The organism is Haladaptatus sp. DYSN1 (genome assembly GCF_029489995.1).
Lineage (GTDB): Archaea > Halobacteriota > Halobacteria > Halobacteriales > Halococcaceae > QDMS2.
The window spans coordinates 1,956,683-1,972,236 of sequence record NZ_CP120470.1 but is presented as its reverse complement, the minus strand read 5'-3'; the positions used below and the strand labels follow the sequence as shown (position 1 = coordinate 1,972,236).

Here is a 15,554-nt window from a genome sequence, read left to right as displayed (position 1 = left end):
GAGTGCTTACTCGGCGTCGTCGGCTGCGTCGTCGTCCTCTTCTGCCGGTCCCTCGCGTGCCTCAGCAGGTGGAATCACGTCCACGCTCACCACTTTGTCGCCCGCCGTGAGGCGCATCACGATGACGCCCATCGTGTTGCGGCCGACTTCGGAGATGTCGGCGACGCGGGTACGCATAATCTGGCCGTCGTCGCTCATCACGACCACGTCGTCGTCGGCGGTGACGGCCTTCACGGCCGTGACCTTCCCGTTTCGCTCGTTGGTCTTGATGTCGATGAGCCCCTTGCCGTAGCGCGACTGGGTGCGGTACTTGCTGATTGGCGTGCGCTTGCCGTAGCCATTTTCGGTAACGGTGAGCAGGTCGGCCGACTCGTCTGCGGCGATGAGTCCAGCGACGGTGTCGCCGTCAGCGAGTTTGATGCCGTTGACACCGCGAGCGGTTCGGCCCATCGCCCGGGCATCGGTCTCCTTGAACCGGATGGACATCCCGCCAGCCGTCGCGATGAGGAGGTCCTGCTTGCCGTCGGTAATCTCCACGTCCACGAGTTCGTCGCCGTCTTCCAAGCGGATGGCGCGAATGCCCGTAGAGAGGATGTTCGTGAAGTTGTTCGCACCCGTCCGTTTGACGTAGCCGTGTTTCGTCGCGAAGGTGAGGAACTCGTCTTCGCTGAAGTCGTCGGTGTTGACGACGGCGGTAATCTCTTCACCGGCGTCGAGTTTGAGCAGGTTGACGGCGGACTTCCCGCGTGCGGTCCGACTGACCTCGGGAATCTCGTAGGTCTTGAGCTGGTAGACCTGCCCGTGGTTCGTAAAGGCGAGTAGGTAGTCGTGGGTGTTCGCCATGAACACCTTGGAGACGCGGTCGCCTTCCTTGAGATTCGTCCCGATGATGCCCTTCCCGCCGCGACCCTGGGCGTCGAAGCGGTCGACGGGCATCCGTTTGACGTAGTCGTCTTCGGTGATGACGACGAGCACGTCCTCCTGTGGGATGAGGTCCTCGTGGGTGACCGTCCCGTAGTCCTCGACGATGGAGGTGCGACGGTCGTCGTCGTACTTGTCCTTGATGTCGAGCAGCTCTCCCTTGATGACCGCGAGGAGTTCGTCCTCGTCTCCGAGAATCGTCTCTAAGCGCTCGATGGTTTCGAGAACGTCCTCGTATTCCGTCTCTATTTCCTGGGCTTCGAGGGAGGTGAGGCTCCCGAGTTGCATCCGGACGATGTGCTCTGATTGTTTCTCAGAGAGGTCGAAGTTCTCCTGCAGGGCGGTTTTCGCCTTGTCCCGGTCCTCGGAGTTGCGGATGGTCTCGACGACTTCTTCGACGTTTTCGAGCGCGATAAGGCGGCCTTCTAAGATGTGGGCGCGTTCCTCTGCTTCGTTCAACTCGAACTCAGAGCGCCGACGCACCACGTCGCGGCGGTGGTCGAGGTAGTGTTCGAGCATCTCCTTCAGCGTCAGGATGCGGGGTTGGCCGTCCACCAGCGCGAGGTTGATGACGCCGAAGGTGGATTCTAGGTGGTGTTCTAACAACTGGTTGCGAACGATGTCCGTGTTCGCGTTGTGCTTCAGTTCGATGACGACGCGGATGCCTTCGCGGTCTGACTCGTCGCGGAGGTCAGAAATCCCGTCGATGGTGCCGTCGTTTACGTTGTCCGCGATGCGCTCGATGAGCCGCGACTTGTTCTCCTGATACGGAATCTCCGTGATGATGATGCGGTCGCGGCTCTTCTCGTTCTCCTCGACTTCGAACTCGGCGCGGACGCGAAGGCGACCCCGGCCCGTCGTGTAGGCGTTGTAGATGCCCTGTCGGCCGACGATGTTCGCTCCCGTCGGGAAGTCGGGCCCCTGGACGTGGTCCATGAGGTCCTCGATTTCCGCGTCGGGATTCTCGATGAGTTCGACTGTTGCGTCTATCACTTCGCCGAGGTTGTGCGGCGGAATGTTCGTGGACATCCCGACGGCGATTCCCGACGACCCGTTGAGCAGGAGGTTCGGAATCGCTGCGGGCAGCACGTCCGGTTCCTGCAAGCGGTCGTCGTAGTTGCCCGAGAAATCGACGGTGTCCTTCTCGATGTCGGCGAGCAGTTCCTCCGCGATGGAACTCATCCGCGCTTCCGTATAGCGCATCGCGGCCGGCGGGTCGCCGTCGATGGAACCGAAGTTACCCTGTCCGTCGATGAGCGGGTAGCGAAGCGAGAAGTCCTGGGCCATGCGCGCGAGGGCGTCGTAGATTGCCGAGTCGCCGTGCGGATGGTAGTTACCCATCGTCTGCCCGACGATGGAGGAGGACTTGCGGTGACTGGAGCCACTCGACAGGCCCATCTCGTGCATCGCGTAGAGGATGCGGCGGTGGACCGGCTTCAGGCCGTCCTCGACGGCGGGAAGCGCCCGACCCACGATGACGCTCATCGCGTAGTCGATGTAGGACTGCTCCATCTCGTCCTCGATGAGGACGGTGGAGTGAATCTCTGCAGGCTCGTCAGAAGGTGCTTCAGAACTCATTTAGATGTCCACCCATTCTGCGTTCTTCGCATGGTCCTGGATGAATTTCTTGCGCGGACCGACGGAGTCGCCCATCAGGACGGAGAACATGCGGTCTGCGGCGGCGGCGTCTTCGATAGTGATGCGTTTGAGAATCCGATGCTCCGGGTTCATCGTCGTCTGCCAGAGTTGTTCGGGGTTCATCTCGCCGAGGCCCTTGAACCGCTGGACGTTCTCGGCTTTCCCGTCACACTTCTCTTCTACGACCCGTTCGCGCTCTTCTTCGGTCATCACGTCGTACGTGTTGCCCTTGTACCGGATGCGGTAGAGCGGTGGTTGTGCGGCGTAGACGTAGCCCGCCTCGATGAGCGGCTTCATGTGCCGGTAGAGGAACGTGAGCAGGAGCGTCCGAATGTGCGCCCCGTCCACGTCCGCGTCGGTCATCATGATGATTTTGTGGTAGCGAGCCTTGTCGAGGTCGAACTCGTCACCGATGCCCGTCCCGATGGCGGTAATCAGCGCACGAATCTCGTTGTTCTCTAAGATGCGGTCGAGGCGGTGTTTCTCGACGTTGATAATCTTCCCGCGCAGCGGGAGGATGGCCTGGAACTCTGGGTTGCGGCCCTGCTTCGCCGAGCCACCTGCGGAGTCACCCTCCACCACGAACAGTTCTGACTTCTTCGGGTCGCGCGATTGGCAGTCGGCGAGTTTGCCCGGCAGCGACCCGGAGCCGAGTGCGTTCTTGCGGCGGGTGAGCTCTTCTGCCTTCTTCGCGGCCATCCGGGCTTTCGCGGCTTCGACGGCCTTCATCACGATAGCCTGTGCCGTGTCCGGATTTTCCTCGAAGAACGTCGAGAGTTTCTCGTGGGTGATGGACTCGACGATACCGCGGACCTCACTGTTGCCGAGTTTCGTCTTCGTTTGCCCCTCGAACTGCGGGTCGGGGTGTTTGACGCTGATGACGGCGGTGATACCCTCGCGGATGTCGCTGCCCTTCAGATTGTTATCGAGGTCGGAGATGAGGTTGTTCTTGGTCGCGTAGTCGTTCACGACGCGCGTGAGCGCCGTCTTGAACCCGGTGAGGTGGGTTCCGCCCTCGCGCGTGTTGATGTTGTTGGCGAACGCGTGAATGGACTCCTGGAGTTCCTCTGTACCCTGAACGGCAATCTCGACGTGAATGCCGTTCTGTTCGTCCTGATAGTAGATGACGTCGTTGTGGAGGTTGGTTTTCGTCTCGTTTAAGTACTCGACGAATTCGCGGATGCCACCCTCGAACATGAACGTCTCCGTACGTCCATCCTCGCGCTGGTCGACGAGCGTGATTTTGACGCCGGAGTTCAGGAATGCGAGTTCTCGGAGGCGATTTTCGAGCGTCGAGTAGTTGTACTCGTTCGTCTCGAAAATCTCGGAGTCCGGCCAGAACTGGATGGTGGTCCCCGTCTCCTCGTCCGGTTCCATGTCGCGGACGCGTTCGAGTTCCTCGACGGGCGCACCTCGCTCGTAACGCTGGCTCCAGACCGCTCCGTCGCGTTTAACTTCGACTTCGAGCGCCTCTGAAAGCGCGTTCACCACGCTCACACCGACGCCGTGCAGGCCGCCGGACACCTGGTAGGACTTGTTGTCGAACTTGCCACCAGCGTGAAGCACCGTCATGATGACTTCCAGTGCTGGACGGTCGTACTCTGCATGCGTATCGACGGGGATACCGCGTCCGTCGTCAGAGACGCTTACGGAGTTGTCTTCGTGGATGGTTACTTCGATGGTGTCACAGTACCCGGCCAGTGCTTCGTCGATAGAGTTGTCGACGACTTCGTAGACCAGGTGGTGTAACCCACGAGCATCTGTCGAACCGATGTACATCGCCGGCCGTTTTTGAACGGCTTCGAGGCCCTCGAGGACCTGAATTTGGCCGGCGCCGTACTCGCCTTCATCGGACATTAGAATCTGTTTCTCGATTGGGATGGAGGGGACATAAACCCCACGCACGCGCGCAGGCGTGAAAGTAAGTTTCGTCGGTCGGTTTTGCACCTAATCTGTCACGAAATTAATCGACCTGTTAGGGGGGCAACACCTGTTCACTTTCACTCTACTATCGCGGGCGTTTTAATGCCCCCACGTCAATCTACCAGTCAATGACCTCGTTCCAATCGACGCTCGGCGAGGGCGAGGGGATCGCAGAGGAGCTGGCCCAGAGTCAGCGCGAGATCTCCATCGCCGAGTTCTTCGAGAAGAACAAGCATATGCTCGGGTTCGACAGCGGTGCCCGCGGTCTGGTCACTGCTGTCAAGGAGGCTGTCGACAACGCCCTCGACGCCACCGAGGAGGCCGGAATCCTTCCCGACATCTACGTAGAGATTGCAGAAGTCGGCGACTACTATCGCCTCATCATCGAGGACAACGGGCCCGGCATCACGGGCGAGCAGATTCCGAAAGTGTTCGGGAAACTGCTCTATGGCTCTCGCTTCCACAAACGCGAGCAATCGCTGACACCGAGTCAACGAATCCTCGTCAACCGAGACGGGACTATCGAGTTCATCCCCATCGGAGTGCTATGTGATGCCTACCTCCCACAGGAAGGAGCAGAGACTGTCCCAGTCTCAGACGACATCACGGTGCCATCGTTCACTCGTGATGATCACACCCTGTCGTGGCAGCCGATAACCCATGTGATTCGACACGAAACTACCGAACAAACCTACAAAATCACGACCGAGAAGGGGCGGACTGTCGAGGTCACGGGGAACCACAGCGTGTTTAGTGTGACTAAGGACGGTAACACGAAGGAGGTGAAAGCCAGCGAACTTGACGCGAGCGACACCATTCTCGCTCCCCGAAAGCTCCCCCGGTTCGGCGAAACTGTCGAGGAAGTGAATCTCCTTGAACACATCACCCGAGAACAGCTCACGGGCCGGAATCTCTACGTCTATGGATTCGACGAAGAGACCTTACAGGAGCTTCAGACTGGGGATACCGTTCGGCGCAAACCGTCCTCTGACAGTTCTCGAAAGCGGTACTACTACCAGTACAACGGCGTCGAAATTCTCAAAGACAGTCTGGACCAAAACTACATCAGAAAGGGCTATCTGCCAGCTGAAAAAGTGCTTGAGTTAGGGTGGGAACACCGAGCTAGCGACTGTGAACTCAAAACGTACAAAGTCGGTGGGAAAGAGACAACCATTCCGGTGACGATTTCTGTTGACGACGCGTTCGTTGAGTTACTCGCGTACTACATCTCCGAGGGACACGTCGGCCCACGGCAGGTCGGGTTCACGTTCGGTTCGCACGAATCGGAACTGATTCAGCGTACGGAACGAGCAGTTGCAGGACTCACTGGTTCTGCTACGACAGTCGAACGAGAACGAAATTCCACGCGCGTGAAGGCGTTTGGCTCCCCACTCTCGATGTTCTTGCAGGCTGTCTGTGGAGACTCCTCCGCAAGTAAGCGCATCCCTGATTTCGTTTTCCACCTGTCTCCAGAACTTCAACAGCGGTTCATCGCCGCGCTATACGAAGGAGATGGCTCTGACTCCCACCCGACAGATGAACTCTCACACACGACGACGAGTGAGACACTTGCGCGCCAGCTCTCGGTCCTTTGGAACATGCAAGGGGTACTTGCGAGTTCTGAAACTGTCGAAAACCACCATGGGTACGCCGATGAACCGGCCACGGTGTATCGAACGAAAGTCTACGGAGGGGATGTGAATCTCTCTTCCGTGTTTTCGGAAAAGAAACGAACGGGCGAACAACAATACAAGCGGCTTCCTGTTTCGCTCTTAGCTGACCTTCAGGTCGGACCCGTCACTTCACAAACCGTTCCGGATACCATTCCTGGACTCCTGATGGGTGCAGGTGTGGGCTCAAGCATCGAACACGCAGAAGTGTATCAGGCACTCATCGAAAAGGCGCGTTCGGGCGAATATGTGGATAAGCCACGGTACGTCCACAATCTGAAACAAAAAGGACTGCTCGACGAGGAACATAACCCGACTGCACAGCTAGAAGCGCTCTGGGGGACGATTCAGAACCTCCACGGATTCACTGAGACAGATATGTGTCTGCTCCCGGTGAAATCGGTCGAAAAAACAGAGCCACCAGCGTATGTATACGACATCTCGGTCCCTGGAGTAAGTGGCCACGACGAGAACTTCGTCGTCGCAAACGATGGTGCATTGAGCGTGAAGAACAGTCGCGGGCAGCAGGGTATCGGTATCTCCGCGGCCGTCCTCTACTCGCAACTGACCTCCGGGAAACCCGCGAAAATCACGAGTCGGACGAAGGGGAGTGCCGAGGCGAAGTACTTCGAACTCATCATCGACACCGACACGAACGAACCGGAGATTCAGACCGAACGCACCACGACGTGGGACCGGCCACACGGGACGCGCATCGAACTCGAGATGGAGGCGAACATGCGAGCGCGGGCCAACCTCCACAGCTACATCAAGCACACGGCGGTCGTGAACCCCCACGCCCGCATCGAGATGCGCGAACCCGAGGAGTCGTTCAAGTTCGAACGTGCCACTGACCAGTTGCCCGCAGAGACCGAAGAGATTCGACCCCACCCACACGGCGTGGAACTCGGGACGCTGCTCAAGATGCTCGACAACACCGCTTCTCACTCCGTCTCCGGGTTCCTCCAGGAGGAGTTCACCCGTGTCGGGAAAAAGACCACAGAGAGCATTCTCGCGAATTTCAGCGACCGCCATTTCGGCCGCGAGATGGCGTGGACGCCGCCACAGGCCCACGAACAGGAAACTCTTCACACTGCCATCGAGGAGGCCGTCGTCAACAAAGGCGAAACACCGACCGACTCGTTCGCCACAGAGGTGACGAAGCGAATCTGCGCGATGGACCGCGTCTCCTACTCGAATCTCGTGCGAGTCGTCGGCGACGTGGCCGACGAGACGGAGAACACCTTCGACCCCACATTCGGCAAAACGGTTCGCAAGAACGCCGTCGCCGCGGCGTGGGACGTTCTCACCGAGAATCGCGCTGCAGACCTCTACGGCCTCGTCGACGAGGCGACGACCAGTCGCAAGGACGACGCCGTCGTGCAGGCACTCGCAGAGCGCATCGCGGCCAAGTTCGAAGCCGACGACAACGAACGGGACCGCGCGACGTTGAAAACGCTCAAATCCTACGTCGACCGGGCGGCGGACATGACCAAAGAGCGCGAAGACGCGACCGTCGGCGAGACGGCCCGCACCAACATCGTCGAGTCACTCTGGCGGGTGATGAAGCCGGTTCAGGACGACTTACCGAGCGTCAAAGAAGTCGCCGGCAACCGCGATTTCGCCAGTGAACTGCTCGAAGGGATGCGCGAAGCAGACATCATGTCCCCACCGACGACGTGTCTCTCGCCCATCACCGACGATCTGGTGCTTGCCGGACTCAAAAAGGAGTTCGAGGCCGACTTCTACTCTGCGGCGACCCGTGACGCGGATGTCCACGGCGGCGACCCGTTCATCGTCGAGGCCGGTATCGCCTACGGCGGGAACCTGCCCGCCGAGGGAACCGTCGAACTGCTTCGGTTCGCCAACCGCGTCCCGCTGGTCTACCAGCAGGGAGCGTGTACGATTACGGAAGTGACGAAATCCATTGGCTGGCGCAACTACGGCTTGGACCAGCCGGGCGGCAGCGGCCTGCCGAAAGGCCCCGCCGTCATCATGGTGCACGTCGCCTCCACGAACGTGCCGTTCACGAGCGAGTCGAAGGACGCACTCGCGAACGTGCCCGAGATTCACGACGAAATCGAACTCGCCATCCGCGAGGCGGCCCGCGAACTCAAATCCTACCTCAAAAAGCGTCGGTCGCTCCAGAAGCGCCAGCGCAAGCAGGACGTTCTCGCCAGCATCCTCCCGAAGATGGCGACGAAACTCTCCGACGTGACGGGACGCCCGCAACTGGTCATCGACGATTCGATGGCCCGCATCATGAACAACGTCCTCGTCGAGCGGTCGGTCGAAGACGGGACGGTCGAAGTGGTCGTCGAGAACCACTCGAACGTGAACGCGAACCTGGAGATAACGGACATCGTGAACGCAGAACCCACGAACGTCTCGAAAGGCGCGACCGTCATCGAGATGGACGGCGAGTGGTTCGTAAAGTGGGCCCCGGAGGTGAGCGCCGGCGACGACGCCGTGCTCAAATACACGGTGGCCGACGAAGACGCATCGTTCGACCTCAACGTGACCGGGGTCGAGAATGAACGACTAACTGTAAACGCATGAGCCCGAGCAAAAACGACGACGTGGCCCGCGAGCAACTCATCGACCTCGCTGCATCGTTCTACGACCAGTTCGCCGGGGGCGACATCCCGAAGATGAAGATCCCGACGCGGACCAAGAGCAACATCATCTACGACGAGGAGATGGGCGTCTGGGTGTACGGCGACCGAACCAGCACCCGAAGCGCCAACAGCGTCCGCGGCGCGCGCAAACTCCTCAAGGCGGTCTACACCATCGACTTCCTCGCAAAACAGCTCGAAGAAGACCGTTCTTCGACCCTTCGTGAGTTGTACTACCTCTCTGAATCGTGGAACGAGGAGGAAGCCCAGTTCTCGAATCAGGACGAATCGAACCAACTCATTGAGGACTTAGAAATCGTCTCGAACGTCACCCGCGAGGACTTCCACATGCGCCCGGAAGAGTCGGGTGCGACCCTCATGGGACCGCTGTTCCTCCGCGAACAAACCCGCCGCGGCGAACGCGACATCCACTGTCAGGAGGACGTGGGCGAAGGTGGCTACCAGATTCCGAACAACCCGGACACCATCGAGTTCCTCGACCACGACGCCGACTTCATCCTCTGCGTGGAGACCGGTGGTATGCGCGACCGGCTCGTCGAGAACGGCTTCGACGAGAAGTACAACGTCATCGTCGTCCACCTGAAGGGCCAGCCCGCCCGGGCGACCCGGCGCATCACCAAACGCCTGCACAACGAACTGGACCTGCCCGTCGTGGTCTTCACAGACGGCGACCCATGGTCGTACCGCATCTTTGGCTCCGTCGCGTACGGGTCCATCAAGAGCGCCCATCTCTCTAAGTATCTGGCAACGCCGGACGCACAGTTCATCGGCATCCAGCCAGAGGACATCGTGAAGTACGACCTGCCGACCGACCCGCTCAGCGACTCCGACCGCAACGCCCTCGAAAGCGAACTGGACGACCCGCGATTCCAGTCTGAGTACTGGACCGAGCAAATCGAACTCCAGCTCGATATCGACAAGAAGGCAGAACAGCAGGCACTCGCGGCCCGTGGTCTCGACTTCGTGACCGACACCTACCTGCCAGAACGCCTCGAAGCGATGGGCATCATCTAAGGTCGGTCGCGTTTTCCGTCCGCATTCACCGTCGTCGCGTAGAGTGGCAACGCCGGAATCACCGTCCGAACCGGGCCGGTGTTGAACGACGCGAAGAGGTCCTGTACGTCCTCGATTGTCGCGTTCGAGAATCCCACATCGCTCAACACCGACGCGCTGAGTTGAGGTTGGTAGGCCACTCGCTCGACGAATTCTGTCTTCAGTCGCTCGCTCGAAGAAACAGCGGCCTTGAATTCGGCACTCTCGAACACCGGTTCGAGGTCACGCCACACCGTATCCAGATACGACGGCCACTGGCCGAGACACCGATAGATGCTCGGCAGACCGCCGCTGAAGCCGTGAAACTCGGTCAGGCCGTCGATGGCCGACTGGGCGTCGTCGGGGACGTATCCTTGGGGGAGCATCGTCGGAGCCAGCCCCCTGTCGCGGTCGAGGGCGTCGGGAAACGGAGCACAGGCCGCCTCCTGCTTGTCGGAATTCGTCCCCACGTCACCGCCGTTTAGCCCCCGGTCCACGAGTTCAAATAGGATGGCGAGACGAGGTGCGACTATGTCGAACGTTGCGACCTGCCCCTGCAACTCCCGAAACTCGGCGGGCGTAAGCCCCACATCTGCCGGCCCGTACCCGGGGAGTTCGTGCCCAGATTCGACTTCCGAGAGGACGGTGTCTCGGTACGCGACGGTGAATTCGGCGAACGCTTCCGTCTCGAAAACGGGCTTCACCTGCCCCCAGGCGTACCGTAAAAATTCGGGTTCGTTCGCCATCGTCGTCCGAAAAATCCAGTTGACGAGCGGCGCGCGGAAGGTGGTCCTGATGTCTTGATACAGCCCTCGTTGCCACCCCGTCGCATCCGCCTCGTACACCTGCGCAGTGGTGTCCATACCTGAGACACGTCCCAGACTGGGATAGTCGTTCCCGCCTCAGCGTTCGTCTAGCACGACCGGAACGCTCCGGGAGGCAACGTCCGCGGCGAAGGCCTGCCCATCCGCCTCGAGTGCCTCGAAGGTGTTGTAGTGAATCGGGCAGACGAGGTCCGGGTCCATGGCTTCTGCGAGGTCTGCGGCTTCGTGGCGGTCCATCGTGTAACTCCCGCCAATTGGGGGCATGAACAGTGACACGTCGAGTTGCTCGTGGCCCTCCAGTACGTCCGTGTCGCCCGGCCAGAACACGTTCACGCCGTTGAGGGTGACGAGGTAGCCGACGCCGGTTCCCTCCTTGTGGAACGGTTCGCCACTCGACTTCGTGTGCGGGCCGTCCGGTTCGTTGTACGCGGCGAACGAGCGGATGATGACGTCACCGACGGCGATGTCGACCTCGTCGTCCACCTTCCGGACCTCGTAGGGCAGGCGATTTACGTCCAGCACATCTCGGTCGATGAACCGGTGGTTCACGTTCTCGAAGATGACGACGGTGGCGTCCTCCTTCGCCACGCGCTCGATGCCGTCAGAATCGTAGTGGTGGTTGTGGGTGACGCAAACCACGTCGCCGTCGCGGGCGTTGTAGTCGTCCAGCACGCCGTAGCGACCGGGGTCGAAGTAGACGACGGTGCCGTCCTGAGCTTCGAGCCGGACGGTCGCGTAGCCGAGCCAATCGACGAGTAGGCCATCGTGGCGGAAGGTCATAGCAGAGGGTACGAAAGCGATGACAAAGAAGGTGGCTTAATCAAAAACCCAACAATTGATAGCAGATTAAATTAAATATGAATTATATATAATGTTTCTCGAAGATTTCTTTTTAAAATGAGTGCCGTTGGCAGCAGTAGTCTCCTTGCTGGGTGCTCATCGATTCTATCGACTGAATTCCCCCTGACCATCGATGTTTACAATTCTGACTCCAGTGCTCACCGGCTCGACATTGAAATTTGGAAAGAAGAAGAAAACGCGCTCGTGAGTACTCCTGTGGTCGATATCGAATCTGGGGCTGTGGGAGATTCAACCCACCAGCAAATTGAAGAAACGATTGAACGAACGCCACATCTGATTCGCGTGAGCCTGAATAATGGTCCCACAGAGCATTTTCACTTCGTCCCTTCGTGTGGTGATTCAGACCGCACACAAGATGGAATACGAATCGGAATCGAACCGCATGATGGTCGTCCAACCCTCTTTTTCGACCAGAGCACCTGTACCGGCTATTGAGATCCCGCAAGCCGCTCCACGCGCTCCAACGAATCCGCATCGTTCACCGTCTTGTCCTCCCGCACGGAGAGGAATCGCGGGAATCTAAGCGCGTACCCGGACGAATAGGTCGGCGAGGTCTGAATCTCCTCGTAGCCCACCTCGAAGACGACCTTCGGCTGGAGGGTTACCTTCTGGCCCTGCTGGGTCTCGATTAGCGGTTCGAGCAGTTCGCTCAATTCGGCCAATTGCTCGTCCGTAATGCCAGTTGCCACCTTCCCAATGGTCTCGAACCCGTCGTCGGTTCGGGCAGAGAGCAGAAACGTGCCGAGGAACTTCGCCCGGCGACCTTCGCCCCACTCTGCGCCGGTTACCACGAGGTCGAGCGTTTCAACGTCCGGCTTGCGCTTGAGCCAGTTCTTCCCGCGACGGCCGGGAGAGTACGTCGAATCAGGGTTCTTGAGCATGATTCCTTCGTGGCCGTCTTCGAGCGCATCTGCTTCGATTTCTGCGATTTCGTCTGCGTCGCCGGTGACCCACAGTTCCGAGACGCCCTCGTCGAGCAGGTCGATGAGCCGCGAGTGGCGTTCGGTGAGTGGCGATTCCAGTAGGTCATCACCGTCTGCGTGGAGGCAATCGAAGGCGTAGAGCGAAAGTTCGACTTCTTCCCGGGCGCGGGCCACGTCGTGCTTGCGTCGGAAGCGTTTGAGGACTTCCTGGAAGGGAAGCGGCCGGCCGTCGTCGCCAATCGCCACGACTTCGCCGTCGAGGATGGCGGGGGCGTCGAGGTGCTCGCGGACGAACTCGACAGTTTCGGGGAGCGGGTCGGTCACGTCCTCCATGTTTCGCGAGAAGATGCTGACGTCCTCGCCGTCTGAGTGAATCTGGACGCGCGCCCCGTCGAACTTGACCTCGACTGCGGCTTCGTCCCACGAGTCGAGGGCGTCTGCGACGGTTCCGGCCTGCGCGAGCATCGCCTGTACGGGCCGCCCGATTTCGAGGGTCATCTCTGCGAGTCCGTCCGCGCCCTCGTCGCGGGCAGTGACGGCGACCAGTCCGTAATCGTTCGAAACTTGCAGGGCGCGTTCGACGGCTTCGGTTTCCAAGTCGAACGCCTGGGCGATGGCGTCCCTGACTGACCCCTCGCCGACGCCAATGCGCATCTCCGAGAGGACGAGACGGGCGAGGTAGCGCGCTTCTTCCGGGTCGGTTCGATTGAATAGACCAAAGAGGATGTCCAGTTTTCGGTCCTGGCTGCCCGACCCGTCCGCGGCGGCGACCCGCCTGAGTTCTTCGTCCACCTCGGCGACGGTGAGCGCTTGCGTGCCGCCGGTTCCGAACGCGGCGAGGCCTTGCTGGCCGCCGAAATTGTAGCTTGCGGCGACCGCGCCGATTTCCCCGAGGTCGGCGAGGCGGTCTTCGACGTCCCCGGCGGAGACGTTCTGCCCCGCCGCACGGGCGATTGCCTCGTAAAGCAGGCGTGGACCGATGTCCAGCGTGGTCGAGTCGTGTGCCGGAAACACTCGCCCCTGGACGAACCGGGCGATGGTGTCGAGGTCTGTGTCGGCGTCGCGAAACAACTCGGTGACGAGGTCAACGATCGCCAGGTCTGCGGGCTCGGCTTCGATGGCGGCGGCGCGGGCGGCGAACGCGGCGAACTCCATTACCTGAGCGTTGTCGCCGTGAGGAATAAACACCCCGAACGAGTGTCGGGGTAATGGTGATATCATATCCGTGTGAATGACTGACTATGGCAATTCCGCCCCCGTCCACTGGTGTGCTCGTGGTGTTCGCGCTCATCGTCGTCACGGTGGTGCTGTTCATTACCGAGCGCCTCCCCGCGGACATCACGGCCATCGCCCTACTGGTCACGATGGTCGTCCTCCAGCCGTGGACGCAAATCTCCGCACAGGAAGCGATCTCTGGGTTCTCGAACGCGGCGACCATCACCATCGTCGCGATGTACATCCTCAGTGCGGGTATCGAAGAGACTGGCCTCGTCCAGCAACTGGGAAGTCGGGTCGGCGAGTACACCGCCGGCAGTCAAACGAAACTCCTCGCGGCGACCATCGGCCTCACTGGCCCAGTTGCGGGCTTCATCAACAACACGCCGGTCGTGGCCGTGTTCATCCCGATGGTGACCGACCTCGCAGACCAGAGTCGCATCTCGCCGTCGAAACTCCTGATTCCGCTCTCCTACGCCGCGATGCTCGGGGGCACGCTCACGCTCATCGGCACGGCGACCAACATCCTCGCCTCCGACATCTCCGCGGACCTCATCGGCCACCCCTTCTCGATGTTCGAGTTCACGCCCCTCGGCATCCTCGTCCTCCTCGTCGGCGCACTCTACCTGATGACCGTCGGTCAGTACCTCCTGCCAGAGCGCATCCTCGCGGCGGACCTCACCGACGAGTTCGAACTGGAAGACTACCTGGTGAAGGTGACCGTCAGCCAGAACTCCCCGCTCGTCGGCCAGACAATCAGTGACGCGCTTTCAGAGCGCGTCTACGACGTGGACGTCATCCAGATTGTCCGCGGCGAGCGCCTCTACCTCGCCGAAGACACCGACCAGGAAATCGAGGTCAGAGACGTACTCACGGTTCGCGGTGACGAGAATGCCATTAGCGCCTTCGCCGCGGGAGAGTCGCTGCGCATCCTTCGCAAGGCCCCGGTGACGGAACTCGAACTCGCGCCGATGGACGGGCCGGGCACGCTCGTCGAAACCATCATCCCAGCTGAATCCTCGCTCATCGGGCAGAATCTCGCGACGGCCCGACTCCGCGAACGCTACGCGGTGACCGTGCTCGCCATCCGTCGCGGTGAAGAAATCTTCCACGACCACCTCTCGGGGCCGACGCTGCAGGAGGGTGACGGCTTCCTGCTCCACGCGACCGACGAGGCTGTCGAAATCCTCGAAGAACGCGGCGAACTGCTCATCACGGAACTCGCCCACTCCAGTCGCCTCACCGAACCGGAACCGCTTGACCGCAGACAGGTCGGCCTCGCCCTCGGCATCATCGCGGCCGTCGTGGCCGTGGCGGCGTTGAATCTACTCCCCATCGTCATCGCGGCGCTCGGCGGTGTCGTGGCGATGGTCGTGACCGACGTGATTCGCCCCTCGGAGGCGTACGACGCCGTCAACTGGGAGGTCATCTTCCTGCTCGCGGGCATCATCCCGCTCGGACTCGCGATGCAGGAGACGGGCGGGGCGACGTTCCTCGGGAGCATCATCGTCGAGTACGGCGGCGTGTTGCCCGCAATCGTCGTGCTCGCGCTGTTCTACCTCCTGACTGGGCTGCTCGCAGACGTCATCACGCCCGTCGCGAGCGTGGTCCTGACTATGCCAATCGCCGTGGACGCAGCGCTTAGAATTGGCGCGGAACCGTTCGCGTTCGTCCTCGCGGTGACGTTCGCCGCCTCGACGGCGTTCATGACGCCCGTTGGCTACCAGACCAACCTGATGGTGTACTCGCCGGGTGGCTACCGGTTTATTGACTACGTGAAAATCGGCGCTCCCCTGCAGTTGTTGCTCACGGTCGTGACGACGCTCGGAATCGCGGCCCTGTGGGGCGTTTGACAACGCGTACCGAATCGGAACTGTGGCCAAGAGATTTTATAGTATCGACCGCTGAGCC

9 protein-coding genes are annotated in these 15,554 nt (G+C 60.4%); 4 read left to right on the top strand and 5 right to left on the bottom strand.

Annotation, left to right across the window (positions count from 1 at the left end):
- Positions 1-6 precede the first annotated feature (6 nt).
- Positions 7-2,499, bottom strand: coding sequence for a DNA gyrase subunit A (gene gyrA / locus P0648_RS10510; protein WP_276247296.1), 2,493 nt, complete (start codon positions 2,497-2,499; stop codon positions 7-9).
- On the bottom strand, positions 2,500-4,416 hold the full coding sequence (gene gyrB / locus P0648_RS10505) for a DNA topoisomerase (ATP-hydrolyzing) subunit B (protein ID WP_276247297.1): 1,917 nt from the start codon (positions 4,414-4,416) through the stop codon (positions 2,500-2,502). It lies immediately after the preceding gene.
- A 194-nt stretch (positions 4,417-4,610) separates the two neighbouring features.
- Between gyrB and P0648_RS10500 the strand changes: the two genes are divergently transcribed.
- Together P0648_RS10500 and P0648_RS10495 are read left to right on the top strand one after the other, a co-directional pair.
- Complete coding sequence (locus P0648_RS10500; RefSeq protein WP_277503895.1) at positions 4,611-8,711, top strand: ATP-binding protein; 4,101 nt, start codon at positions 4,611-4,613, stop codon at positions 8,709-8,711.
- Entirely contained in the window at positions 8,708-9,802 is a 1,095-nt protein-coding gene (locus P0648_RS10495; RefSeq protein WP_276247299.1) for a DNA topoisomerase IV subunit A, read from the top strand. Before P0648_RS10500 ends, P0648_RS10495 begins: the two co-directional genes overlap by 4 nt.
- On the opposite strand, the gene P0648_RS10490 is transcribed toward P0648_RS10495, so the two are convergent.
- Complete coding sequence (locus tag P0648_RS10490) at positions 9,799-10,683, bottom strand: halocarboxylic acid dehydrogenase DehI family protein (RefSeq protein ID WP_277503892.1); 885 nt, start codon at positions 10,681-10,683, stop codon at positions 9,799-9,801. The two genes, P0648_RS10495 and P0648_RS10490, sit on opposite strands and share 4 nt — an antisense overlap.
- A gap of 39 nt (positions 10,684-10,722) precedes the next feature.
- Positions 10,723-11,424, bottom strand: a complete 702-nt coding sequence (locus P0648_RS10485; RefSeq protein ID WP_276247301.1) for an MBL fold metallo-hydrolase — start codon at positions 11,422-11,424, stop codon at positions 10,723-10,725.
- A gap of 117 nt (positions 11,425-11,541) precedes the next feature.
- Here P0648_RS10485 and P0648_RS10480 point away from each other — a divergent pair, with 117 nt between their 5' ends.
- Positions 11,542-11,940, top strand: a complete 399-nt coding sequence (locus P0648_RS10480) for a hypothetical protein (RefSeq protein WP_276247302.1) — start codon at positions 11,542-11,544, stop codon at positions 11,938-11,940.
- Here the strand turns inward: P0648_RS10480 and ligA are convergent.
- Positions 11,934-13,583, bottom strand: coding sequence for an ATP-dependent DNA ligase LigA (ligA, locus tag P0648_RS10475; RefSeq protein ID WP_276247303.1), 1,650 nt, complete (start codon positions 13,581-13,583; stop codon positions 11,934-11,936). The genes P0648_RS10480 and ligA overlap by 7 nt on opposite strands.
- Positions 13,584-13,669: 86 nt before the next feature.
- On the opposite strand from ligA, the gene P0648_RS10470 reads away from it, so the two are divergent.
- Positions 13,670-15,496 (top strand): SLC13 family permease, encoded by a 1,827-nt coding sequence (locus tag P0648_RS10470; RefSeq protein ID WP_276247304.1) that lies wholly within the window; start codon positions 13,670-13,672, stop codon positions 15,494-15,496.
- Positions 15,497-15,554 lie beyond the last annotated feature (58 nt).

Coding starts and splice junctions, on each gene's coding strand:
- P0648_RS10470 (WP_276247304.1), top strand. CDS start 13,670: ATGGCAATTCCGCCCCCGTCCACTGGTGTGCTCGTGGTGTTCGCGCTC.
- P0648_RS10495 (WP_276247299.1), top strand. CDS start 8,708: ATGAGCCCGAGCAAAAACGACGACGTGGCCCGCGAGCAACTCATCGAC.
- P0648_RS10490 (WP_277503892.1), bottom strand. CDS start 10,683: ATGGACACCACTGCGCAGGTGTACGAGGCGGATGCGACGGGGTGGCAA.
- gyrA (WP_276247296.1), bottom strand. CDS start 2,499: ATGAGTTCTGAAGCACCTTCTGACGAGCCTGCAGAGATTCACTCCACC.
- ligA (WP_276247303.1), bottom strand. CDS start 13,583: ATGGAGTTCGCCGCGTTCGCCGCCCGCGCCGCCGCCATCGAAGCCGAG.
- P0648_RS10500 (WP_277503895.1), top strand. CDS start 4,611: ATGACCTCGTTCCAATCGACGCTCGGCGAGGGCGAGGGGATCGCAGAG.
- P0648_RS10480 (WP_276247302.1), top strand. CDS start 11,542: ATGAGTGCCGTTGGCAGCAGTAGTCTCCTTGCTGGGTGCTCATCGATT.
- P0648_RS10485 (WP_276247301.1), bottom strand. CDS start 11,424: ATGACCTTCCGCCACGATGGCCTACTCGTCGATTGGCTCGGCTACGCG.
- gyrB (WP_276247297.1), bottom strand. CDS start 4,416: ATGTCCGATGAAGGCGAGTACGGCGCCGGCCAAATTCAGGTCCTCGAG.